This window comes from Trinickia diaoshuihuensis, assembly GCF_003390925.1.
In the GTDB taxonomy this organism is placed as follows: domain Bacteria; phylum Pseudomonadota; class Gammaproteobacteria; order Burkholderiales; family Burkholderiaceae; genus Trinickia; species Trinickia diaoshuihuensis.
In genome coordinates this window covers 40,895-64,129 of the sequence record NZ_QUBS01000024.1, presented here as the reverse complement: position 1 = coordinate 64,129, position 23,235 = coordinate 40,895, and the positions used below count along the sequence as shown (strand labels likewise).

Here is a 23,235-nt window from a genome sequence, read left to right as displayed (position 1 = left end):
TATCACAATGAAGAACGAAGAGGAGACACCCATGGCAAGCCCCAATCCCGTCGATCCCGTCTCGATGCCCGCGCCCACAGCCAGCGTCGAAGCCGCTACTTACCGCAAGGTCTCGTGGCGGCTGTTGCCGCTGCTCCTCCTGTGCTACCTCGTGGCGTACCTCGATCGCGTCAACGTCGGTTTCGCGAAGCTGCAAATGGCCTCTGCGCTGCACCTGAGCGATGCGGTATACGGCCTCGGCGCGGGCATCTTCTTTCTCGGCTACTTTCTGTTCGAGATTCCTAGCAATCTGATCTTGCACCGCGTCGGCGCACGGCTTTGGGTCGCCCGGATCATGGTGTCGTGGGGCCTCATCTCGGCGCTGACGATGTTCGTCACGACGCCCGCGATGTTCTATGCCATGCGCTTCTTGCTCGGGCTCGCCGAGGCGGGCTTCTTCCCGGGCATCGTCCTTTACCTGACCTATTGGTATCCGGCCCACCGGCGCGGGCGCATGACGACTTGGTTCATGACGGCCGTCGCGCTATCGGGCGTGGTCGGCGGCCCCGTCTCGGGCTACATCCTCAAAACGTTCGACGGCGCGAGCGGCCTGCAAGGCTGGCAGTGGCTGTTCCTGCTCGAAGGCCTGCCCTCGGTGCTGGCCGGCGTGCTCGTGTTCTTCTTGCTCGACGACCGCATCGCCAACGCGCATTGGCTGTCGAACGAAGAGAAACAATTGCTCGAACGAAATATCCGCTCGGAGGATGCCCAGAAGGAGGAGCTACCGCTCGGAACGGTCCTCGCGAGCGGACGCGTCTGGCTCATGAGCCTCATCTACCTTTCGTTCGTCATGGGCCTGTACGGCGTCAGCTTCTGGCTGCCCACGATCATCAAGGCCACGGGCGTCACCGACGCTTTCTCGATCGGTTTGCTATCGGCCGTTCCGTTCGCTGCGGCCGTCGTCGCCATGATCGTCGTCGCCCGCAGCGCGGACCATCGGCGTGAGCGCCGCTGGCACGTCGCCGTCCCGGGCCTGGCCGGCGCGCTTGGGTTAGTGCTATCGGTCGGATGGGCGCACGACACAGTGCTCGCGATGGCCGCGCTGACGCTGGCGACGGCCGGCATCATCACCGCATTGCCGCTTTTCTGGAGCCTGCCGACGGCGTTCCTCGCCGGCGCGGGCGCCGCTGCCGGCATCGCCATGATCAATTCGATCGGCAATCTGGCCGGATTTCTGAGTCCTTATGCGGTCGGCTGGCTCAAGCAAGCGACCGGCGCGAACGACTCGGGGATGTACATGCTCGCCGCCTTCATGGTGCTCGGCGCCGTGCTCGCGCTCAGCGTCCCGGCGCGGCTCGTGAACAAGTAATGTGGAGAGGGAGCGAAAAAGCGCCGCCCGCGGTCCGCGCGGGCGGCGCGAGGGCTCAAACGATTTTCATGGCCAGCGCGCTGGCGCGGTAGTGTTCGGCCGCGCGCTCGGGCTCGCCGAGCTCCTCGAACAAGCGCGCGAGCGCGCGGTGCGTGCGGATGACGAGCGCGTCGTTGTCGCCGGCGAGCCGCAGCGCCGATTCCAAAAACGATTGCGCCTTGCCCCAGAGCTTCTGATGCAAACATAGGCGCCCCAGCGCGAAGAACAGATCGGGATCCTCCGTGCGTTCCTTGCGCCAGCCTTCGGCCTTTTGGATCAGCGGCAGCGCATCGGCTTGCGCCGTCTCGGGGTAACGGCGCAAGAGGCGCGCGTCCCAGTTATGGGCCAGCGCTTCCTCGACGATCTTGCGCGCGTCCTGCTGGCGGTTCAAAGCGATCAGCAGTTCGGCGGCCAAATCGGCCAGGCGCGGCGACTGGCGCTCGACCACGGCCAGCGAATTCCATAGCGCGAGCAGCGCATCGGGGTCGTGGCGGCGATCGCGCAGCAAATGCTCGACCGCCTGCTGGCGCAAACGCACGGCGACGGTCGGATGCAGCGCCTCGCGCTTCTCGAGCGTCTTGACGAGCTTGAGCACCTCCGCCCAGTTCTTCAGTTGCTGTTGCGCGCGCAAGGCAATCTGTTGCGCGTGGATGCGGCGCGTGCCCTGCGCCTGCATCTCGGTCAGCGCCGACAACGCGCCTTCCGGATCGCGTCCGTCGGCGCGCATATCGGCGCTGGCCATGAGGCGCGCATCCTGCCAATCGGGCGCGTCGATGGCGGCCAGCCACTCGTCGCGCCGCACGTACTCGCGCATGCGGTGCGCGGCGACGGCCGCGACGATGCCCGCCGCGCCCTTGTTCGATTCGAGCGAGAGCGCCTCGCGCGCCGCCTTTTCCGCGCGCGAGAAACGCCCGGCATAGAGATTACCGATCGCGTCGCGCAACGCGGCATGCGCCTTCGCCTCCTTGGCCCGCGCGCGATACGCTGCCACGCGTTGCGGCATGGTCCAGACGTTGCGCGCGATCCGAATCGCCGCGTAGAGCACGATGAACAGCGCGACGATGCCGACCACGACGAGATTGAGCGAGACGTCCACGCGGTACGGCGGATAGACGATCAGCACCTGGCCCGCATCGAAATGGCCGACTGTCGCCAGCACGACCGCGAGCACGAACAGCAACGCAAGCCACAAGAGTCCTCTGAGTGCCATCGTCAGCCTCGGCTCTTGTTGTCGTGGATCGCTTGGAGGCTCGAGTTCAGGTTCGGCACCGTCACCGCTTGCGCGCCCTGCATCACGTCCTTGATCAACGCGCGCACCGTCTGCGTCCGCTTGGAAGCACCGTCGAAGTAGCGCGCGAGCGCGGCATCGACATCCTTCAAATCCGATTCGAGCGTCGCCTGGTTACGCGAGAGCAGTCCCAAGCGGGCCGACAACAGACGCAGCTTGACGTTGTCGCGAACGAATTCGCCCTGCTGCGGCGAGTTGAGCATCGCGTCCGCGTTGTCGAGCCGGCGCACTTGCACGAGCGATCGCAATTGCTCGCCCGCCGCGCTCGAGAACACGCGCCACCAATGCGCGACGCGCGATTCGCCGGGCGCCGCGGCACTGGCCGCCCCCGGCGTGGGCGCGGCTGCCTTGCCCCGCGCGCCCTCGCTTTGGACCTCGCCGAGCAACGGCAGGGTGTCGACTTGCGCGATCGCATCGTCGAGCTTGATCGCCAGCCCGGTCAGGTCGGTGGACGGCGCCGCCTTCAGCTTGTCGATATCCTGCGCGATCGCCCGCCGCACGAGGAGCGCCTGCGGGCTCGAGGACGCGGCCAGGCGCGTGTCGGCGCTTTGCAGCGCGAACAGCGCGAGTTGCGTATTGCCCGTGAGCTCCAATTGCTGGCTCGCACTCGAGAGCATTTGCTCGACTTCGGCGAGCGTCCAATCGTCCCGGTTGGCGGCGAGATTCTGATATTGCTGCTGCAAGGCTTGCTGCGCCGTCTGCGCGTCGGCCAGCTTGCCTTGGAGCTGCTGCAATTCGGCCTCGGCCTGATGCGCCGTCGCCGTCGCCTGCTCGGTTTTCATGCGCAGTTCGGCCGTTTGCGCGACGAGCGCCTGCTGCCGGGCGGCCAACGCGGCATCGAGCCGGTCGAGCTTGCGGTTGAACGCAAAGGCGGCAATACCGGTTGCCACGGCCAGCAAGATCAGCACGATCCAGACGAAGCCGCTTGCGCGCCGGCGCGGCGCGTCGTAGACGGGCGGCATCGGCGGAGGAAACGGCGGCGTCGCGGCCGGCTGGAACGAGGCGGAAGACGATTCTTGGTTCGTATCAGTCATGCGCGAATGAGTCGAGGATGAGGCCTGAGCCGTGGCGGCCCAAACCGGTGGGTCGAGTGCGGCGCGAGACGATGCGGATAAGGCGCGCAAGGCCGCGAGGATGCGCGCATCGCCGGGGCCGGATGCCGTAATCGTATCAAAACCAGCCGCCCGTGCCGTCTCCGCGATGCGCGGATGCGGCGCGACGAGCGGCGCGCGCAGCAACGCGGCGCGCTCGGCGGGCGCAAGCCAGGCTTGCGCGAGCGCATCGAGATTGCGCACGCCTTCGGAACTCGTCAGCAGCCAAGCATGCGGCGCGCCTCCCAGTAGCGCGCGCACGCGCGCCCAGGCGTCGGCAGGCGGCGCGGGAACCACGCGCCGGTAGGCGCAGACGGCTTCGACGAGCGCGCCCGCTTCGCGCAGCCGATCGGCCAGCCACTCGCGGCCGCCGTCGCCGCGCACGATCAGCACGGATTGCCCGTCTAACGCCGCGAAGCCGAGCCGAGCCGTCAGCGCGGCAAAAAGCGCTTCCGAGTCGAAGCGCGTGTTCGCGTCGCCATTGCCATTGCCCTCGCCGTCTTCGCTCGAATCCGCCCCCGCCGGTGCGATCACCTGGTGCGCGGGCGCCGCGATGCCATGGCGAGCCAACTCGGTAATGCTGCCGGGTCCCACGACGCCGATCGGCACTTGCGCGGGCCACACGAGCGCGGGCGCGGCGGCAAGCGCCCGCTCGATCGCGTTCGGCGAAACGAAGATCACGAGCGCATATCGCTCGAGCGAGGCCAATGCCGCCCGAAGCGGCGCGTCGTCCAGCACCGGCGCGATTTCGATCAGAGGAAAGTCGAACGCCGCGATGCCGGCGCGCTCGAGTGCCGCGGCAAGCGACGCCGACTGTCCGGCCGGGCGCGTGAGCACGGCCGTGAACCGCTCGCCGCCAGGGCTTTGACCGGGGCGTTCACCCGGGGGGCTGCCGCGCTCGGCGCTCGCCATCGATCCGGGCCGGCGTTCAGGCGGCCGGCTCGGCGCCGCGGGCGCTCGCTAGCTCGGCTACGACCTGAAGCGCGCCTTGCGCTACGAGCGAGCGCGCCACGGCATCGCCGAGCGCGCGCGCGTCCGCCGCGCTCGCCACGGCCGCCGAGGCCTCGCCAAACGCCGGACGGCTGCCGTCGGGCATCGAGACGCGGCTCGCGAGATGCAGTTGCCCGCCCTGCCAGGCGGCGTGCGCGGCCAGCGGCACGTCGCAGCTCCCGCCGAGCGCGCGCGAGACCGCCCGCTCCGCTTCGACGGCGAGCCGCGTCGGCGCATGTTCCAAGGGCGCGAGCCAGGCTTGCAACTCGCGCCGCCCCGCGCGAATTTCGATACCGAGCGCCCCTTGCCCCGCCGCGGGCAGGCTATCGTCCACGTCGAGCAAGGCGCGAATGCGCGCCGCCAACCCGAGGCGCTTGAGCCCCGCGGCGGCCAGGATGATCGCCGCGTAATCGCCGCGATCGAGCTTGGCCAACCGCGTGTCGAGGTTGCCCCGTAAAGGCTGCACGATCAAATGCGGGTAGCGCGCGCGCAAAATCGACTCGCGCCGCAAGCTCGACGTACCGACCACGGCACCGGCAGGCAGCGCGGCGAGCGAGTCGTATGCGTTCGAGACCAACGCGTCGCGCGGGTCCTCTCGCTCCATGACGGCGGCGAGTTCGAACCCTTCCGGCAACGACATCGGCACGTCCTTGAGCGAATGCACGGCCAAATCGGCGCTGCCCTCCGCCAGCGCATTCTCGAGTTCCTTGACGAACAGGCCCTTGCCGCCGACCTTCGAGAGCGTCCGATCGAGAATTTGATCGCCGCGCGTCGTCATTCCGAGAATTCGGACGTCGCAAGATGGATATAATTTCCGCAGCGCATCGCGCACGAACTCAGCCTGCCACATCGCGAGACGACTTTCCCGCGAGGCAATGACGAGTTCGGTGGGCGGTGCGGCTGAAAGCGTCTCGGAATTCATGAGTCAACACTTCGAAGGACGGGATCGAACATCGAGAAATGGTAGCACGCACGCCTTGCCCCATTTTTCGCGCTAGCCGGCGATCGCTGCGCGCAACGCGGATCCCGGCGCCCGGCGCGATCGCCACGAGCGTTTCGCCCACGGCAACTTGAGCGCAAGCCAGCACGTTCGCAGTCGTTTGGTCAGTTTTGAGTAGTTGTCGGCAGTCAGCCCCCTTTTTCACCCTGGCTTCACTGAGGAACCCACCGTGACGTCTTCCGGATCGGCGCGCACCGCCCGCCGCAACGATGCATCGCCTCGCTCGTCCAAAAAGAAATCCGCCGCGCTAGCCGCAGCGGCCCCCGCCGCCACCGCGCGCGCCGACGGCGCCACGCCGGCTAAAGCGTCCGCGCGCGGACGCGAGGACAAAGATCAGCCGCTGTTCCAGGATATTCGCTACCTCGGCCGCCTGCTCGGCGACGTCGTGCGCGAGCAGGAAGGCGACGCCGTCTTCGACGTCGTCGAAACGATTCGTCAGAACGCCGTCAAGTTCCGGCGCGAGGACGACACGAGCGCGGCGCAAGCGCTCGAGAAACAATTGCGCACGCTCACGCCCGAACAAACGGTCAGCGTCGTGCGCGCGTTCAGCTTTTTCTCGCATTTGGCCAATATCGCCGAAGATCGCCACCACAACCGCCGCCGCCGCATTCATGCGATGGCGGGCTCGGCGCCGCAGGCCGGCACGATCGCCTACGCGTTGAGCCGTCTCGCGCTCGCGGGCAATCTCGACGCCGATACGCTCAAGCGCTTCTTCGACGACGCACTGATCGTGCCCGTGCTGACGGCCCACCCCACGGAAGTGCAACGCAAGAGCATTCTCGACGCGCAGCACGACATCGCCCGTTTGCTGGCGGAGCGCGATCAGCCGTTGACCGAACGCGAGCGGGCGCACAACGAAGCGATGCTGCGCGCGCGCGTCACGACGCTTTGGCAAACCCGCATGCTGCGCGATTCGCGTTTGACCGTGGCCGACGAAATCGAAAACGCCTTGTCGTACTATCGGGCCACGTTCCTCAATGAAATCCCGGCGCTCTACGACGACATCGAGACGGCGCTCGACGAACATACCGGTACGCCGGCCCATGTCCCGGCGTTCTTCCAGATGGGCAGTTGGATCGGAGGCGACCGCGACGGCAATCCGAACGTGACCGCGGCCACGCTCGAACATGCGATCACGCGGCAAGCCACGGTCATCTTCGAACATTACCTCGAACAAGTGCACGCGCTCGGTGCCGAACTGTCCGTGTCGAACCTGCTGGCAGGCTCGAGCGACGCGCTCAAGGCGCTTGCCGCCGCCTCGCCCGATCAATCGCCGCACCGCGTCGACGAACCGTATCGCCGCGCGCTGATCGGCGTCTATGCGCGGCTCGCCGCGACCGCGCGCGCCTTGCTCGGCGAAGGCACCGTTCACACGCGCAGCGGCGTGCATCGCGATTGCGAGCCCTATGCCGACGCGCAAGCGTTCGCGCGCGATCTGAGCGTGCTCGTCGATTCGCTGGCGGCGCATCACGGCAGCTCGCTGGCCGCGCCGCGGCTCGCGCCGCTCGCGCGCGCCGCGCAAGTGTTCGGCTTCCACCTGGCGTCGATCGATCTGCGCCAAAGCTCCGACGTGCACGAAGCCGTCATCGCCGAATTGCTCGCACGGGCGGGCGTCGAAAACGACTACGCGTCGCTTTCCGAAGCCGACAAGCTGCGCGTGCTGCTCGCGGAACTCGAACAACCGCGCCTGCTGCGCTCGCCCTACCTCGATTACTCGCCGCTCGTGAAGAGCGAGCTGGCCGTCCTCGAAACGGCCCGCGTGACGCGTGAACGCTTCGGCTCGCGCGCCGTGCGCAACTACATCATCTCGCATACCGAGACGGTCAGCGATCTGGTCGAAGTGCTGCTGCTTCAAAAGGAGACCGGGCTGCTCGAAGGTACGCTCGGCGCCCGCGCCAAGAACGGCTTGATGGTCATCCCACTGTTCGAGACGATCGCCGATTTGCGCAACGCGCCCGTCATCATGCGCGAGTATTTCGCGCTGCCGGGGGTCGATGCGCTGCTCGCGCATCAAGGCGGCGAACAAGAAGTCATGCTCGGCTACTCGGACAGCAATAAGGACGGCGGCTTTCTCACGTCGAACTGGGAGTTGTATCGTGCCGAACTCGCGCTCGTCGCGCTGTTCCGCGAGCGCGGCATCACGCTGCGTCTGTTCCATGGCCGCGGCGGCACGGTCGGCCGCGGCGGCGGTCCGACCTATCAGGCGATCTTGTCGCAGCCGCCGGGCACCGTGAACGGCCAAATCCGCTTGACCGAGCAGGGCGAAGTCATCGCGAGTAAGTTCAGCAACGCCGAAATCGGGCGACGCAACTTGGAGACGGTCGTGGCCGCCACGCTCGAAGCGTCCCTCGTGCCGCAGGGCAACGCGCCGGCCAATCTCGCCGCGTTCGAAGAGACGATGCAATCGCTCTCGAATGCGGCGATGGCCGCCTATCGCGCGCTCGTCTACGAGACGCCCGGCTTTACCGATTACTTCTTCTCGTCCACGCCGATTTCAGAGATCGCCGAGCTCAATATCGGCAGCCGTCCGGCCTCGCGCAAGCTGCAAGATCCGAAGCACCGCCGCATCGAGGATCTGCGCGCGATTCCTTGGGGCTTTTCCTGGGGACAATGCCGCCTGCTGCTCACGGGTTGGTACGGCTTCGGCAGCGCCGTTGCCGCGCATCTCGAAGGCGCGGCGAGCGAGGCCGACCGTACGCGGCGCCTGACCATGTTGCGCAAGATGTACAAGAGCTGGCCGTTCTTTTCGACACTGCTCTCGAACATGGATATGGTGCTCTCCAAGACCGATCTCGCCGTGGCCTCGCGCTACGCCCAACTCGTCGACGACAAGAAACTGCGCAAACACGTGTTTGAACGCATCGTCGCCGAATGGGAACGGACGTCGCATGCGCTCGCCGAAATTACGGGCAAAGACGAGCGGCTCGCCGATAATCCGCTGCTCGCGCGCTCGATTAAGAACCGCTTTCCGTACCTGGACCCGCTCAATCACTTGCAGGTCGAGCTACTCAAGCGGCATCGCGCGGGGGATTCGAATGCGCGGGTGCGGCGCGGTATTCATTTGACCATCAACGGCATCGCAGCCGGACTGCGCAATACGGGCTAAGTCCATAACGGCACGGGCAAACCGCTGCCGCGTTTAAAAAGGCTGTTCGCGAAAGCGGACAGCCTTTTTTATTACTTTGCGAAATTAGGGTCGATGACCCTTAGGTGTTTATACCGCCCCCGCTCGCTTAAGTTTTCTCGAAATGCAGTCGTTAAAGAAAACGTAATAGCCGGTTTTGCGGCACGCGAAGCCGATAAAACTGCTCGACGTACCATGATTAACGTTTCGTCCCTTTTTCGCTCGCTGACAAAAATCCCGCATACGTTGCGTGTTAATCACGCGACGGCCCTCGGTTTGATTTTTGCGCTGTGGCTCGCCCTCGGCGCCTTTTCGACCTGGGATGTCAGAACCGAATTGACGAACGAGCGACTACAAGCGGATACGCTCGCCGATGCGCTCTCGGCGCATACGTCGCGTGTGCTGCGCGAGGCGAACCAGGCCGCCTCCGTCGTCGCGTGGCTCGTGCGCCGCGACGGCGTCGATCTGTCGCTGGAGAATTACGTCCATTCCGGGCTGCTCGATCTCGACGTATTCTCCCAAATCGCCGTCATCGACAAACACGGCGTCTTGCGCGCTTCCACCATTCCGGGCTTCAAACCGATCGATCTGTCCGATCGCGAACATTTCCGCGTGCACTTGGATGATCCGAGCACTCGCCTGTTCGTGGGCCGGCCCGTGATCGGGCGCATCAGCGGCGAAGCCTCGATTCAGCTTTCGCAGCGCGTCGACGACCCGCAAGGCCGGTTTCTCGGCGTCATCGTCATCTCGATGCCGCCCTCGTACTTGACCGAGCTTTACGATACGCTACGCCTCGGCCATAACGGCCTGGTCTCGGTCGTCGGCACGGCGGACTTCTCCATTCGCGCCCGCCGCAGCGGCGATCGAAGCAACCTCGATTGGCTGCGGCTGCCGGAAAACTCGCCGTTGCGCGTCGCACTCTCGGCGTCGCCGCGGGGGCACTTCGACGCCGTGAGCCCGATCGATCATGTCCGGCGCAGCGTGAGCTATCGAACCTTGCCCGATTACCCGCTCGTGGTGATGGTCGGTTTCTCGAATGCCGAGTTCCTGGCGGCGTTTCGCATGCGCATGCTCGCGCTCGTCATCGCCGGGGTCGTCCTCACTGCTCTGATCCTTGCGGCCGAAGCCAGACAGAGCCGGCTCTTCCGTCGTCTGCAAGCCGCCTCGGGCCGCGAACGCGAAGCGCATGAGCGCACGATCGCCGAAGCAAAGCGGGCCGATGCCCTGTTCAAGGCGATTCCCGATTGTGCGATCGGGCTGTCGGCCGACGGCCATATCGACGGCTACAACCCTCGCCTGCTCGAACTCTTGGGCTGGAGCGACGGCGAAATCGCGACGGCAACGCCCTTTGAGATCGCCCGAGCGTTTTTCCGCGCGGACCCAAGCGCCCAGCGGGACGGCAAAGCGCGCCAGTTCGCGCAGATGCTCGACGGCACGGCGCTCGCGCATTCGGCCAATGCCGTCTTCCATCTCGAGACGCCCTTCCCGAGCGTCTACGAAATGCGCGTCGAGCGGCGCGGTGCGGACTCGAGCGGCGTCGTCGCCCTCATCCGCGACGTGAGCCGCGAACATGCGAACGAGCAAGCGCTGATGCAGAGCGAGTCGCGTTACCGGCAACTGATCGAACTGTCGCCGTACGCCGTATTTCTGATTCAAGAGTTCAAGATCGCGTTCGCCAACCCCAAGGCGCTCGAAATGCTCGGTGCGTATTCGGCCACGCAAATTCGCGGGCTGTCGATCGTAGAGTTCGTGCACGCGGAGCATCGCGAAGTCATCGAGGAGCGGATCGGCCGGCTCCTGCGGCGCTTCACCGCCGCGCCGGCTCGCGAAGAGAAATGGCTGCGGCTCGACGGTACCGCCTTTATCGGCGAAATGACCGCCGTGCCCTATGAGCTCGACGGCGTGCGCGGCGCTCTCGTCATGCTGCAAGACATCACGGGGCGCAAGGAAGCCGAGACCCAGCGCGACCGGCTCTTCGACCTCTCGCTCGATTTGACGTGTCTCGCCGACCCGGCAGGCCGATTCAAGCGCGTGAACCCGGCGTTCACGAAGGTGCTTGGCTGGACCGCCGACGAATTGCTCTCGCGTCCGTTCATCGAATTCGTCCATCCCGAGGACCGTACGCGCACGATGCACGAGATCGAAAGCCGCCGGCCCGGCGAGCCGATCGACCAGTTCGAGAATCGTTACCTCTGCAAGGACGGCAGTACGCGCTGGCTCGCTTGGAAGGCAATCCAACTCGAGGGCCTCGTCTACGCGACCGCGCGCGACGTGACCGAAAGCCGTCGCGCCACTCGGCAACTGGAGCAGGCGCGCGCCGATGCCGAATCGGCGTCGCGCGCCAAGAGCGCGTTCCTGGCCACGATGAGCCACGAGATCCGTACGCCGATGAACGGCGTCATCGGCATGATCGAAGTGCTTTCGCAATCGCCGCTCTCGACCGATCAGGGCGACATGGTCACCACGATCCGCGAATCGGCCAATGCCCTGCTGACGCTGATCGACGACATCCTCGACTTCTCGAAGATCGAGGCCGGACGGCTTCATATCGAACGCGTCCCGCTTTCCATCGCTCACCTCGTCGACGGCTTGTGCCAATCGCTGATGCCCGTGGCCGACCGAGCCGGCGTGAAACTGTCGAAATCCGTTTCGCCCGATCTGCCGAAGGTCGTGCTCTCGGACGACACGCGGCTGCGGCAAGTGCTCTACAACCTCGTCGGCAATGCCATCAAATTTTCGGGCGGCCGGCCCGAGAAGCCCGGCGCGGTCAGCGTCACCGTCGAGGCCGAGCCGCACCCGTCGCAGGCGCGCCGCGTGCAAATTCGCTTCCATGTCGCCGATAACGGAATCGGCATGTCCGCCGACACGCTGCCCAAGCTCTTCAAGCCGTTCACGCAAGCCGAAGCATCGACGACGCGCCGCTTCGGCGGCACCGGCCTCGGCCTCGCGATCTGCCGGCGCCTGTGCGAGTTGATGGGCGGCGAAGTCTCCGCGCAAAGCGAATTGGGCGCCGGCTCGACCTTCACGGTCAGCTTGCCGCTCGAGATCGGCGAAGCGGCGCCCGACGTTCACCGCGCGCTGTCGAATTCGAACGCCGCCGTCCGCGGCGCGGGCGCATTGGGTGCGAACCGAACCGCGCCGTCGATCGCCCAAGCGCGCGAACTCGGGCGGCTGATCCTCGTGGCCGAAGACGATGCGATCAACCAAAAGGTGATCCTGCGCCAACTCGCGTTGCTCGGCCATGCCGCCGAGATCGCGGGCGACGGACGCGAGGCGCTGGCGCTGTGGCGCGCCAACCGATATGCGTTGCTGCTGACGGACTTGCATATGCCCGAGATGGACGGTTACGAACTCGTGGAGACGATTCGCCGCGAGGAAGAGCCCGCCGCGCGCTTGCCGATCATCGCGCTGACGGCCAACGCCGTGCAGGGCGAAGCGGCTCGCGCCAAGGCCGTCGGCATGGACGGCTACCTAACCAAGCCGCTGCAACTCGCGCGCTTGCAGGCCGTGCTCGACGCCCACTTCCCCTTGCACGACAGCGCCGCCGCCGTGCCGGCCGCGCCTGCGCCGGAGCCCGCGCCCGCACACGCCTGCGCGGTCGATATCGAAGTGCTCAAGGGCATCGTCGGCGACGATCCCGACACGGTGCGCGAACTGCTGTCCGACTATCAGCAGTCCGTCGGACGTTTGGCCGGGGAATTGCGCGCCCACTGCGACGCGGGCCGTGGGCGCGAAGCCGGCGCCATCGCGCACAAGCTCAAATCGTCGTCGCGCTCGGTCGGCGCGTTGACGCTGGGCGATCTGTGCGCCGAACTCGAAAACGCCGGCAAAGCCGGCGACCTCGCGCTGCTGGCCAACTGGGCCAAGCAGTTCGATTCGGCACTGGCCGCGGTCGAGCATTCGCTCGATCGGCTGCTGGCCATGGAATCAAGATAATCAGGACAGTCAATCATGACGGAACTTAACGATCTGACGCCCAAGCACGCGGCGGTCCTCGTCGCCAGCCAATCGGTGGCCGACGCGGAGCTCGTAGGCAAACTGCTGCAAGACGAATTTCATAACGTGCGGCTATCGACGAAACCCGAGTTCGCCGTCGACGATTTCGAGGCCCATCGTCCGACGGTGCTCGTCCTCGCGTTCGATACCCTCGACGCGGCGCAGCGCTATTACATCGGGCTTTATCGGATGAGCAGCGTGGTGCATGAGACGCGGCATCGCGTGGTCGTGCTCTGCAACAAGCACGACGTGTGGACCGTCTACGATTTGTGCAGCACCGGCCACTTCGACGATTACGTGCTGTTTTGGCCGGCGACCAACGACGCGCCGCGCCTGCGCATGTCCGTGCATCAAGCGCTGCGCATCATGACGGCCAAAGAGCAAGCCGGCGACGTCGCGCCGCGCGCGGCCCCGGCCGGCGTGAGCGGGCCGCGAACGCAAGCGGCGAAGCCGCTCGAAGCCGAAACCGACACCGTCGTGGCCGGCTCGCAGGCAAGCGCGGCACAACCGGCGCAATCGGCTGCGAGCCCGCAGTCGCCGCCGCCGAAAGCAGTTCCCGCAGCGCCGCGGCGACTGGCGGTGCTCATCGTCGAGGACGACGAATTCCAGCAAAAGCTGATCGGCCGGTTGATGAACGGCCTGGACCTCGACGTTTTGTTCGCCGGCACCGGCGCTCAAGCGATCGAACAGATGTGGGAGCACAAGCCCGATCTCGTGCTCATGGACGTGGGCTTGCCGGACACGAGCGGCGTGGAGGCCACGCGCAAGCTGAAGTCGATCGGCCAGTTCGGACATGTGCCGATCCTGATGGTCACGGGCCACAGCGAGCGCAACGTCGTCGTCGAAAGCCTGAAGGCCGGCGCCGCCGATTTTCTCGTCAAGCCGTTCGACAAAAACACCTTGCACGAGAAGCTTCGTCAGTTCTTGCCCGCCTTGGCGGTGTGACCGTCGATCATCATTGGTGCAGCACATGGAGCAAACCACACGCCCCCGCAAGATCCTCGTGGTGGACGACGAACCGTTCGTATTGAAGGTTCTGGTGCGGCAATTGACCGCCCTCGGCTACGAGGACATCCTGTCCTACGAGCACGCGCAAGACGCGCTTTCGGTATTGGAAACGCAGGACCACCAAATCGACGTCGTTTTCACCGATCTGCAAATGCCCGGCATGGACGGCGTCGAATTTCTCCGTCAACTCGTGCAGCGCGGCTACGACGGACAGGTCGTGCTGGTCAGCGGCGAAGACACGCGCGTGCTCAAGAGCGCGGAAAAGCTCGCCTACTCGCGGGGCTTGCACGTGCTGGGGTCGCTCGCGAAACCGGCCACGCGCGAGCAATTGCAGCAGCGGCTGCACTGCGTGAAGCCGCCGGTGTCGGCAAGCGAAATATGCGGGGCCTATCTGCCCGAGGAACTGCGCGCCGCGATCGCCGCCGGGGAAGTCGTCACCTGCTTTCAGCCGCAAGTGGCCTTCGCGACCGGCGAGCTGACGGGCGTCGAAGCGATGATCGCATGGCGCCACCCGCGCGACGGACTGATCCCTGCCGATCGCCTGCTGGCCAATGAGCGATTCTATGGCGTCCTCAACGATTTGACGCGCACGACGCTGCCCTCCACCCTCGAACAGGCTGCGAGATGGCAAGGCCTGGGCGACGATTTCCGCGTCGCGGTCAACTTGTCGATGGAGGATCTCGCCGCGCTCGATTTTCCCGATTTCATCGTCGATGCCGCCAAGCACGCGGGTTTCCCGCTTTCTCGCATCGTGCTCGAAATCAACACCTCGCATATGACGCGCGATGGGCTCATTTCGCTCGATGTGCTGACGCGCTTGCGCTTGAAGCGCATTAGCTTGCTGCTCGACGATTTCGGCACCGGACAAGCGTCGCTCGCGCACCTGCGCGACGTGCCGTTCGACGAGCTCAAGCTGGACGGCGGCTTCGTACACGGCGCGAGCCGGGACGCCTCGCTCGGCGCCATCGTCAAGGCGAGCTTGCTGCTCGCGCGCCAGTTGAACATGCGCACCATTGCGCAAGGCATCGACGATCTCGACGACTGGAAGGTCTTGCGCGACTTGTCATGCGATGTCGCGCAAGGCGATTTCGTCGGCGCGCCGATGCCGGGCGACGCGCTCGCCGATTGGGCTCGAACATGGGCGGCGCGCTACGCCTCGCTCACGCACTGACACTGACGGACGGCGCGCCATGGGTGCGCCGCCCATGCCGTCATACCGCCGCGCTTAAACGCGCCTCGATCATGACGACATCGAGCATGAACGAACCGTCGGGCTGCACGCCGTAGTAGTCGCGCACTTCGTCCGGCGCATTCGCCCACAGCGAGCGAATCGCCGCGGCGCGCTCGGCCGGGGTCCGCATCCGGGCGATCCACGACGCGAATTCGATCGAAATGCGCCAGCGCTGCCGTACGCTCGCCGGACAACCCGCCGCCCCAAAGAACGCGACCCATTCGTCCGCGCGATAGTTGCGCACGTGCGACCCGTCGCGCAGCACTTCCACCGCCTGCAAGTGCGTATCGAACAACGGATCGTCGGCGCCGGCCACGTCGATGAACAGCACGCGTCCGCCCGGTTTCAGCACGCGTCGCACCTCTCCCAACGCGCGCGGCAAATCGCGCCAATGATGCGCGCTGAAACGGCTCACGACCCAATCGAACGACGCATCGGCAAACGGCAATTGTTCGGCAGGGCCTTGCTGCGCGCGGATGTTCGCAAGGCCCTTGTCGCGGGCGGCCGCGACGACCGTGGCGAGCATCGGTTCGGCGATGTCGTAGGCCACGACCGAGCGTGCGTGCGCGGCAACGGCGAAGCTCGCATGACCGGCTCCGCATCCGAGATCGAGTACCTCGGCGCCCGGCGTCGATGCGATCGCTTGCGCGAGCGTATCCAGGTCGGCGCCGCTCGCGTGGGTCGGGCTCGTCAAATAAGCGGCGGCAGTCGAGCCGAATGCGTCGGCAACCTGGTCGTGATGTTTCATCGATGCGCTCCTTGGGCGGCGAATGAGGGAAAAGCCGGAAAACCGGCGTGGGCGCCGCCGCGCGGCCCATACAAGCGGCCAAATCGACGACGCGTCCCGCTACAATATGGCCACGCCGGTACCGGTACAAGCCAAGCAAATATCCCGGTATCGGATCTACCCGGCTGCGGCCTCACCGCCGGTCCAGCCGATTTGCCCGACTCACCCCTCGATTCAACGCATTTGCCAGATCCTATGACCACCGCTCAGCCGCCCCGTCCCCGCGCGAGCGCGCATCCCGCCGCCGCGGCTTCGTCCGGTGCAAGCGCGGCTTGCGCCACGCCGCTCGAAGCGTCGCCGGCGCGCGCGCTCGGCGACTTCATTCGCGCGCATCGCGAGCGGCTCACGCCGCAGGCCGTCGGTTTGCCGCCGGGCCCGCGCCGGCGCACGCCGGGGCTGCGCCGCGAGGAAGTCGCCCAAATGTGCGGCGTGAGCCCGACCTGGTACACCTGGATCGAACAAGGGCGTCCCGTCTCGGCCTCCGCCGACGCGCTCGCCCGCATCGCCGTGGCCCTTCGGCTCTCGCGTGCCGAGCGCGCCTACTTGTTCGAGCTGGCCGGCGAACGGGACCCGGCCGAACCGACGCCGGCCTCCAACGATGCGCCGGCCTCGTTGATCGCGACCGTCGGGTTGGTCGACGCACCCGCCTACGTACTCGATCGCCAATGGAATGCGCTCGCATGGAACACGCAGGCGGCCGAGCTGTTCGTCGGCTGGCTCGATGGCGCGCCCGAGGCTCCGGGCGAACGCAACTTGCTGCGTTTTACGTTCACCGAACCGGCGGCCCGCAAGCTCATCGTCGATTGGGAAGCGCGGGCGCGCCGCCTCGTGGCCGAATTTCGCGCCGACTCGATCCGCCACCTGAACGACGGCCCCACGCGCGCGTTGATCGATGCGCTCAGCGCCGAAAGCGATGAATTCGTCCGATTTTGGTCCTCGCAAGACGTCGGTGAGCGCGAAGGCGGCAGCCGCGCGTTCGATCATCCTCGCCAGGGGCGCATCGTCTACGATCAGATCACGCTGCGTCCCGCGCATCGCGAGGATTTGCTGCTCGTCGTGCTGGTGCGCGTGTAAGCCAACGGCACGGCCGCGCACAGGCGGTAAGATAGCGCCCTAAACCGATGACGGCTCGCATGCCGCCCTATGACGACACTGCCGAACGAACCCACGCCGCCCGTTCTCGCGGCCCTGCTCGCACGCGTTGCGGCGCAAGACGCCAAGGCGCTGCGCACGCTCTATGAACTCACCGGCGCGAAACTGTTTGGCGTCGCGCTCCGTATATTGGTGAAGCGCGAATGGGCCGAGGAAGCGTTGCAAGAATCGTTCGTCAGCATTTGGCGCCACGCGGACGATTACCGCGAGGCGCTCGCGGCCCCGCTCACGTGGATGGCCGCCATCGTGCGCAATCGTGCGCTGGACTGCCTGCGCCGGCAAAAAACGGTCGCGTCCGACGGTACCGCGTTCGTCACCGAATGGAGCGATTCGCTCGACGAAATCATCGCGGGCGACGAGCGCGATCCGGCCGATACGGCGCTATTGTCGGAACAGGCGAAGCAATTGGCAGTATGCCTGTCGCGGCTCGATGCGAGCCAGCGCCAGGCGGTCGCGCTGGCCTACCTGCGCGATCAAAGCCACAGCGAGATCGCCGAGCAACTGTCGGTGCCGCTCGGCACGGTCAAGTCGTGGGTCCGCCGGGGGCTCGAAAAACTGAAGATTTGCATGGGGGGCAAGTGAGATGAACTTGCACCGGAATCCTGAACTGATCGACCGCCTCGCCGCCGAATACGCGCTCGGCGTGTTGCGCGGCGGCGCGCGTAAGCGTTTCGAGGCGCTTGCCCGCGCAGACCTGCGCATCGGCGAAGCGGCCGCAAGCTGGCAAGCGCGTATCGGCGCGATGAGCGAACTCGCGCCGAGCGTGGCGCCGCCGGCCGGCGCATGGGAAGGCGTGGAACGCAGGCTCGGTCTGAGCGAGGCCACCGCCCGCGCGGCCGCGCCCGCGCCGTCGGCGCATCCTCGCGCGTCGATTCGCCCGGCGCGCGCACGCTGGTTCGAGTCGCTCGCGTTTTGGCGCGGCTGGTCGATCGGCGCGACGGGCCTGGCGCTCGCCGCGGCGCTCGCGCTCGCCGTGACGCTACGGCCGTTGGCCCCGGAAGGTTCGCCGGCCCAGCAGGTGGCCCAGACGGCGCAAACGGCCCAGGAAAGCGGCGCGAAAATCGAACGCGTCGCCTACGTGGCGGCGCTCGTGCCGCCCGATCAGCCGAAAAGCGCGACGATGGCTTTCGTCATGTGGGACGACAAGAATGCGATGGCGAGCGTGCATCGCATGACGGGGGGCAACGCGCCGCCGCCCGGCAAAAGCGAACAGCTATGGGGCGTGATGCGCGACGGCCGTATGGTCTCGCTCGGCATGTTGCCGGCCGGCGAAGTCGTCGCCATGAAGGTGCGCGGCATGAACGCCTACGTGAAGCTGGCCGTGTCTGTCGAGCCGATGGGCGGCTCGCGCCGCGCCGACGGCCCCACGGGCCCGGTGCTCTGCGAAGGCGCATTGATGGCCACGGCCTGAAGCGGGCCGGCCGCGCGGGCGGCGGTGATAAAATCGAGGGCTTATCCGCCGCTTCGGCCCACCGCCCATCCGCTGATTTTTTCACCGCCCATCATCATGACGTCTCAACTGCACAAAAAAGGCGAAGCCTGGTCGGCTCGCTTCTCCGAGCCGATGTCGGAGCTCGTCAAGCGCTACACGTCGTCGGTCTTCTTCGACAAGCGCATGGCCCTCGTGGACATCGAAGGCTCGCTCGCGCACGCGAAGATGTTGGCCGCGCAAAAAATCATCGGCGCGGACGATCTCGCGGCGATCGAGCGCGGCATGGCGCAAATCAAGAGTGAAATCGAGCGCGGCGAATTCGTCTGGCAGCTTGACCTCGAAGACGTGCACCTGAACATCGAGGCCCGGCTCACTGCGCTGATCGGCGATGCCGGCAAGCGCCTGCACACGGGCCGCTCCCGCAACGACCAAGTGGCCACCGACATCCGCCTATGGCTGCGCGGCGAAATCGACCGGATCGGCACGCTGCTCACGGATTTGCGCACCGCACTCGTCGACTTGGCCGAGCAGCACGCCGAAACGATCATGCCGGGCTTCACGCATTTGCAAGTCGCGCAGCCCGTGACGTTCGGCCATCACTTGCTCGCCTACGTCGAAATGTTCGGGCGCGACAGCGAGCGCATGCGCGATTGCCGCACGCGCGTGAACCGCTTGCCGCTCGGCGCCGCGGCGCTCGCGGGCACGAGCTACCCGATCGACCGGCACGCCGTCGCGAAAACGCTCGGCTTCGACGGTATTTGCGCGAATTCGCTCGATGCCGTATCCGACCGCGATTTCGCGATCGAATTCACGGCGGCGGCGGCGCTCGTCATGACGCACGTCTCGCGTCTATCGGAAGAACTCGTTTTGTGGATGAGCCCCCGCGTGGGCTTCATCGATCTGGCCGATCGCTTCTGCACGGGCTCCTCGATCATGCCGCAGAAGAAGAACCCCGACGTCCCCGAGCTCGCGCGCGGCAAGACGGGGCGCGTGAACGGTCATCTGATGGCCTTGCTCACGCTGATGAAGGGCCAGCCGCTCGCGTACAACAAGGACAATCAGGAAGACAAAGAGCCGCTGTTCGACACGGTCGATACGGTGGCCGACACGCTGCGCATCTTTGCCGAGCTGGTCGCCGGCATCACCGTCAAACCCGAGTCCATGCGGGCCGCGGCGCTGCAAGGTTTCTCGACGGCGACGGATCTGGCCGACTACCTCGTCAAGCGGGGCCTGCCGTTCCGCGACGCGCATGAAGCCGTGGCCCACGCGGTGCGCATTTGCGTCGATCGCGGCTGCGATCTGGCCGATCTGACGCTGGACGAAATGCGCGCTCAGTTGCCGAACGTGGCGCACCTCATCGGCGAGGACGTGTTCGGGTATTTGACGCTCGAAGGATCGGTGGCCAGCCGCAACCATCCGGGCGGCACGGCTCCCGCGCAAGTGCGCGCCGCCATCGAGGCAGCACGCAAGACGCTTTAATCGCCGCCCACCGTCTCGGACAATCGCTTGATGGTCGCCACGCGCTCGCCGATCAAGTCGGCGCGCTCGGCCTCGGTGCCGAGCGGCGACGTGGCATCGAAATACGACGACCACGCCCGCTGCGCCCGCGCGAGCGTCGAACGCGCGCGCACCGGCAGCTTCTCGCGCAAGGTGCGCTCGTAACGCCGCAAATCGAACTGGGCGTGCTCGCACGCGCCATCGGCATTGCACGGACGCAAGCGCGCATAGTGCGCGCGGGCGTCGTCGCTCTGAACGCGCGTCGCGGCTGGGCTCGCGACGGCCGGCGCATCGGCGGCAGCGCTTGCGCCGGCCGCCGATGTAGCCGTCGACGAGCTGCCGGGCGCTAGCGCGCCCGACGCAGCCGTTCCCCGCACCGCGGGCGCGACAGGAGCGAAGCGCGAGGCGGCGTGTCGTACCGCAAGGGCGCGATCGCGCACCGACTGAAGCAACACGTTAGCCTCGGTAATCGAGTACGAACTGCCGCGCGTCGTGGCGAATACCGCACGCAACAGCGCTTGCTCGTCTTTGCGCCAGGCGAGCCACCGTTCCTGGCTGAGCGCCCATCCGCGCTTCTGATCGTCGGGCGCATTGGCCGCGATGACGCGCATCGCGCCATCGATCGCTTGCTGCCACGCATCGCGGGCGGCCTCGATGCACTGCACTTGCCCCGGTGTGGAAGAGCGATCCGCGCGCGCCGAGCAGTTTTGCATCGCCGTATCGATGGGATCGGCGCGGGCCGCCTCCGCACGGGCCGCCAACGGCGCGATCGAGAGCGCCGCGAGCAGCGCGCACCGCATGACCGATGCCGAGAACGCGCCGAGAGAAGGGTTCCGCTTGGACATTGTCAGCCGCGCACGCAATCGACGAAATATTCGGTACGCCCGGCCGTCGTCTCGGCGACGAGGCCGTGGATATCCGTCGAGAAGCCCGGGAAGCGCTCGTTGAACTCGCGCGCGAAGCGCAGATAGTTGACGATCGTCTTGTTGAAGCGCTCACCCGGAATCAAGAGCGGGATGCCCGGCGGATACGGCGTCAGCAAGATGCTCGTCACGCGCCCCTCGAGTTCGTCGATCGGCACGCGATCGATTTCCCGGTGCGCGAGCTTGGCGAACGCCTCGGACGGCTTCATCGCGGGCTCCATGTTCGACAGATACATCTCCGTCGTCAGGCGCGCGATGTCGTTCGCGCGATAGACGCTATGGATCGCCTGGCACAGGTCGCGCAGGCCCATGCGCTCATAAGCCGGGTGTTGAGCGACGAACTCCGGCAGCACGCGCCAGAGCGGCTGGTTCGAATCGTAATCGTCCTTGAACTGCTGCAGCTCGGTCACCATCGAGTTCCAACGGCCCTTGGTAATGCCGATCGTAAACATGATGAAGAACGAGTAAAGCCCCGTTTTTTCGACGATGATGCCGTGCTCGGCCAGGTATTTCGTGACGATCGCAGCCGGAATACCCGTTTCGCCGAAGTCGCCGGCCATGTCGAGCCCAGGCGTGACGATCGTGGCCTTGATCGGGTCGAGCATGTTGAAACCGTCGGCCAGCGGCCCGAACCCGTGCCATTGATCGTCGGCATGCAAGATCCAATCCTCGCGCGAGCCGATGCCTTCGTCGGCCAGCGCTTCGGGCCCCCACACCTGGAAGAACCAATCGTCGCCGTACTCGGCGTCGACCTTGCGCATCGCGCGGCGGAAATCGAGCGCCTCCGCGATCGATTCCTCGACGAGCGCCGTGCCGCCCGGCGGCTCCATCATCGCGGCGGCCACGTCGCACGAGGCAATGATCGCGTACTGCGGACTCGTGGACGTGTGCATCAGATAGGCTTCGTTGAAGCGATGCCGGTCGAACACGCCGTGCTCGGAGTCCTGCACGACGATTTGCGAGGCCTGCGAGATCCCCGCGAGCAGCTTGTGCGTCGAATGCGTCGCGAACACGAGCGCGCCCGTGCGCGGACGCCCGGCGCCGATCGCGTGCATGTCCTGGTAGAACGGATGAAATTCGGCGTGCGGCAGCCACGCTTCGTCGAAGTGCAGCGTATCGAGGAAATCGCCGAGCAGCTCCTTGATCATCTCGACGTTATAGACGACGCCGTCATAGGTGCTCTGCGTAATCGTCAGAATGCGCGGCTTCAGATTCGGGTTCTTTTCGAGCGCCTCGCGCGCGAACGGGTTCGCCAAGATCTTCTTGCGGATGTTTTCGGGCTTGAACTCGTCGCGCGGAATCGGGCCGATGATGCCGAAGTTGTTGCGCGTCGGCGTGAGAAACACCGGGATCGCGCCCGTCATCGTGATCGCGTGCAGGATCGACTTATGGCAATTGCGGTCGACGACGACGATATCGCCCGGCGCGACGGTCGCATGCCAGACGATCTTGTTCGACGTCGAAGTGCCGTTCGTCACGAAGAACAGGTGATCGGCGCTGAAGATGCGCGCGGCGTTGCGCTCGGACGCCGCCACGGGGCCGATGTGATCGAGCAATTGCCCCAACTCGTCGACGGCGTTGCAAACGTCCGCGCGCAGCATGTTCTCGCCGAAGAACTGGTGGAACATCTGGCCGAGCGGGCTCTTCAGGAACGCGACGCCGCCCGAGTGCCCCGGGCAGTGCCACGAGTACGAACCTTCGTCGGCATACTTGACGAGTTCCTTGAAGAACGGGGGCGAGAGCGAATCGAGGTAGACCTTCGCCTCGCGCACGATGTGGCGCGCGACGAATTCGGGCGTGTCCTCGAACATGTGGATGAAACCGTGCAGCTCGCGCAGGATATCGTTCGGAAGGTGCCGTGACGTGCGCGTCTCGCCGTATAGGAAGATCGGGATGTCCGAGTTGCGGCGGCGCACCTCGGTCACGAACGCGCGCAATTCGAGAATGGCCGTGGCCAGCTCGGGAAGCTCCCCATCCGGTCCCGTTTCGCCGAGCATGAGTTCGTCGTCGTCCAGCGACAATATGAAGCATGACGCGCGGCTCGACTGCTGCGCGAACGAAGTCAGATCGCCGTAGCTCGTCAGGCCGAGCACTTCCACGCCCTCACCTTCGATCGCTTCCGCGAGCGCGCGGATGCCCGAGCCCGAGATGTTCTCGGAGCGAAAATCTTCGTCGATGATGACGACGGGGAAACGAAACTTCATGGACGAATCTCCAAAAACAAGGACCGCGGGCACGGGGTAATCGCATCCCACGTGCCAGCGGCCGCTGTCCGTGCATAGGGTCGCACAGTCGAACCCTAGAGTCTCTACGCGTTGCGCGTCCGGAA

The 23,235-nt window shown here is 66.0% G+C and carries 15 protein-coding genes; 9 read left to right on the top strand and 6 right to left on the bottom strand.

What is annotated here, in order from left to right:
* The first annotated feature begins 31 nt into the window (after positions 1–31).
* Entirely contained in the window at positions 32–1,348 is a 1,317-nt protein-coding gene (locus DXT59_RS06270) for an MFS transporter (RefSeq protein WP_116136149.1), read from the top strand.
* Positions 1,349–1,403: 55 nt separating this feature from the next.
* Here the strand turns inward: DXT59_RS06270 and DXT59_RS06265 are convergent, their stop codons facing one another.
* The 3 genes from DXT59_RS06265 to hemC are packed head-to-tail and all read right to left on the bottom strand — an operon-like array spanning position 1,404 to position 5,678.
* Positions 1,404–2,597, bottom strand: a complete 1,194-nt coding sequence (locus DXT59_RS06265) for a heme biosynthesis protein HemY (protein ID WP_116136059.1) — start codon at positions 2,595–2,597, stop codon at positions 1,404–1,406.
* 2 nt (positions 2,598–2,599) lie between these two features.
* Positions 2,600–4,678, bottom strand: a complete 2,079-nt coding sequence (gene hemDX, locus DXT59_RS06260; protein ID WP_116136058.1) for a fused uroporphyrinogen-III synthase HemD/membrane protein HemX — start codon at positions 4,676–4,678, stop codon at positions 2,600–2,602.
* Between the two features lie 16 nt (positions 4,679–4,694).
* Positions 4,695–5,678, bottom strand: coding sequence for a hydroxymethylbilane synthase (gene hemC / locus DXT59_RS06255; protein ID WP_116136057.1), 984 nt, complete (start codon positions 5,676–5,678; stop codon positions 4,695–4,697).
* A gap of 247 nt (positions 5,679–5,925) precedes the next feature.
* Here hemC and ppc point away from each other — a divergent pair, with 247 nt between their 5' ends.
* From ppc to DXT59_RS06235, 4 genes are all read left to right on the top strand, one after another.
* Positions 5,926–8,862 (top strand): phosphoenolpyruvate carboxylase, encoded by a 2,937-nt coding sequence (gene ppc / locus DXT59_RS06250; protein WP_116136056.1) that lies wholly within the window; start codon positions 5,926–5,928, stop codon positions 8,860–8,862.
* A 213-nt stretch (positions 8,863–9,075) separates the two neighbouring features.
* A complete protein-coding gene (locus tag DXT59_RS06245; RefSeq protein WP_116136055.1) occupies positions 9,076–12,816 on the top strand; it encodes a PAS domain S-box protein in 3,741 nt (1,246 codons plus the stop codon).
* 15 nt (positions 12,817–12,831) lie between these two features.
* On the top strand, positions 12,832–13,821 hold the full coding sequence (locus DXT59_RS06240; RefSeq protein WP_116136054.1) for a response regulator: 990 nt from the start codon (positions 12,832–12,834) through the stop codon (positions 13,819–13,821).
* 25 nt (positions 13,822–13,846) lie between these two features.
* On the top strand, positions 13,847–15,055 hold the full coding sequence (locus tag DXT59_RS06235) for an EAL domain-containing response regulator (RefSeq protein ID WP_116136053.1): 1,209 nt from the start codon (positions 13,847–13,849) through the stop codon (positions 15,053–15,055).
* Between the two features lie 40 nt (positions 15,056–15,095).
* On the opposite strand, the gene DXT59_RS06230 is transcribed toward DXT59_RS06235, so the two are convergent.
* Positions 15,096–15,863, bottom strand: a complete 768-nt coding sequence (locus DXT59_RS06230; protein ID WP_116136052.1) for a class I SAM-dependent methyltransferase — start codon at positions 15,861–15,863, stop codon at positions 15,096–15,098.
* Between the two features lie 234 nt (positions 15,864–16,097).
* On the opposite strand from DXT59_RS06230, the gene DXT59_RS06225 reads away from it, so the two are divergent.
* From DXT59_RS06225 to argH, 4 genes are all read left to right on the top strand, one after another.
* On the top strand, positions 16,098–16,976 hold the full coding sequence (locus tag DXT59_RS06225) for a helix-turn-helix transcriptional regulator (RefSeq protein ID WP_116136051.1): 879 nt from the start codon (positions 16,098–16,100) through the stop codon (positions 16,974–16,976).
* Positions 16,977–17,045: 69 nt separating this feature from the next.
* On the top strand, positions 17,046–17,636 hold the full coding sequence (locus DXT59_RS06220) for an RNA polymerase sigma factor (RefSeq protein ID WP_116136050.1): 591 nt from the start codon (positions 17,046–17,048) through the stop codon (positions 17,634–17,636).
* A gap of 1 nt (position 17,637) precedes the next feature.
* Positions 17,638–18,465: an anti-sigma factor gene (locus DXT59_RS06215; protein ID WP_116136049.1), complete on the top strand. Its 828-nt coding sequence runs from the start codon at positions 17,638–17,640 to the stop codon at positions 18,463–18,465.
* 96 nt (positions 18,466–18,561) lie between these two features.
* The gene (gene argH, locus DXT59_RS06210) at positions 18,562–19,965 is read left to right on the top strand and encodes an argininosuccinate lyase (RefSeq protein WP_116136048.1); all 1,404 of its coding nucleotides are present in this window, start codon (positions 18,562–18,564) and stop codon (positions 19,963–19,965) included.
* Here the strand turns inward: argH and DXT59_RS06205 are convergent.
* Both DXT59_RS06205 and DXT59_RS06200 read right to left on the bottom strand, forming a co-directional pair.
* A complete protein-coding gene (locus DXT59_RS06205) occupies positions 19,962–20,828 on the bottom strand; it encodes a lysozyme inhibitor LprI family protein (RefSeq protein ID WP_116136047.1) in 867 nt (288 codons plus the stop codon). The two genes, argH and DXT59_RS06205, sit on opposite strands and share 4 nt — an antisense overlap.
* Positions 20,829–20,830: 2 nt before the next feature.
* Positions 20,831–23,110: an arginine/lysine/ornithine decarboxylase gene (locus DXT59_RS06200; protein WP_116136046.1), complete on the bottom strand. Its 2,280-nt coding sequence runs from the start codon at positions 23,108–23,110 to the stop codon at positions 20,831–20,833.
* Between the last annotated feature and the right edge of the window lie 125 nt (positions 23,111–23,235).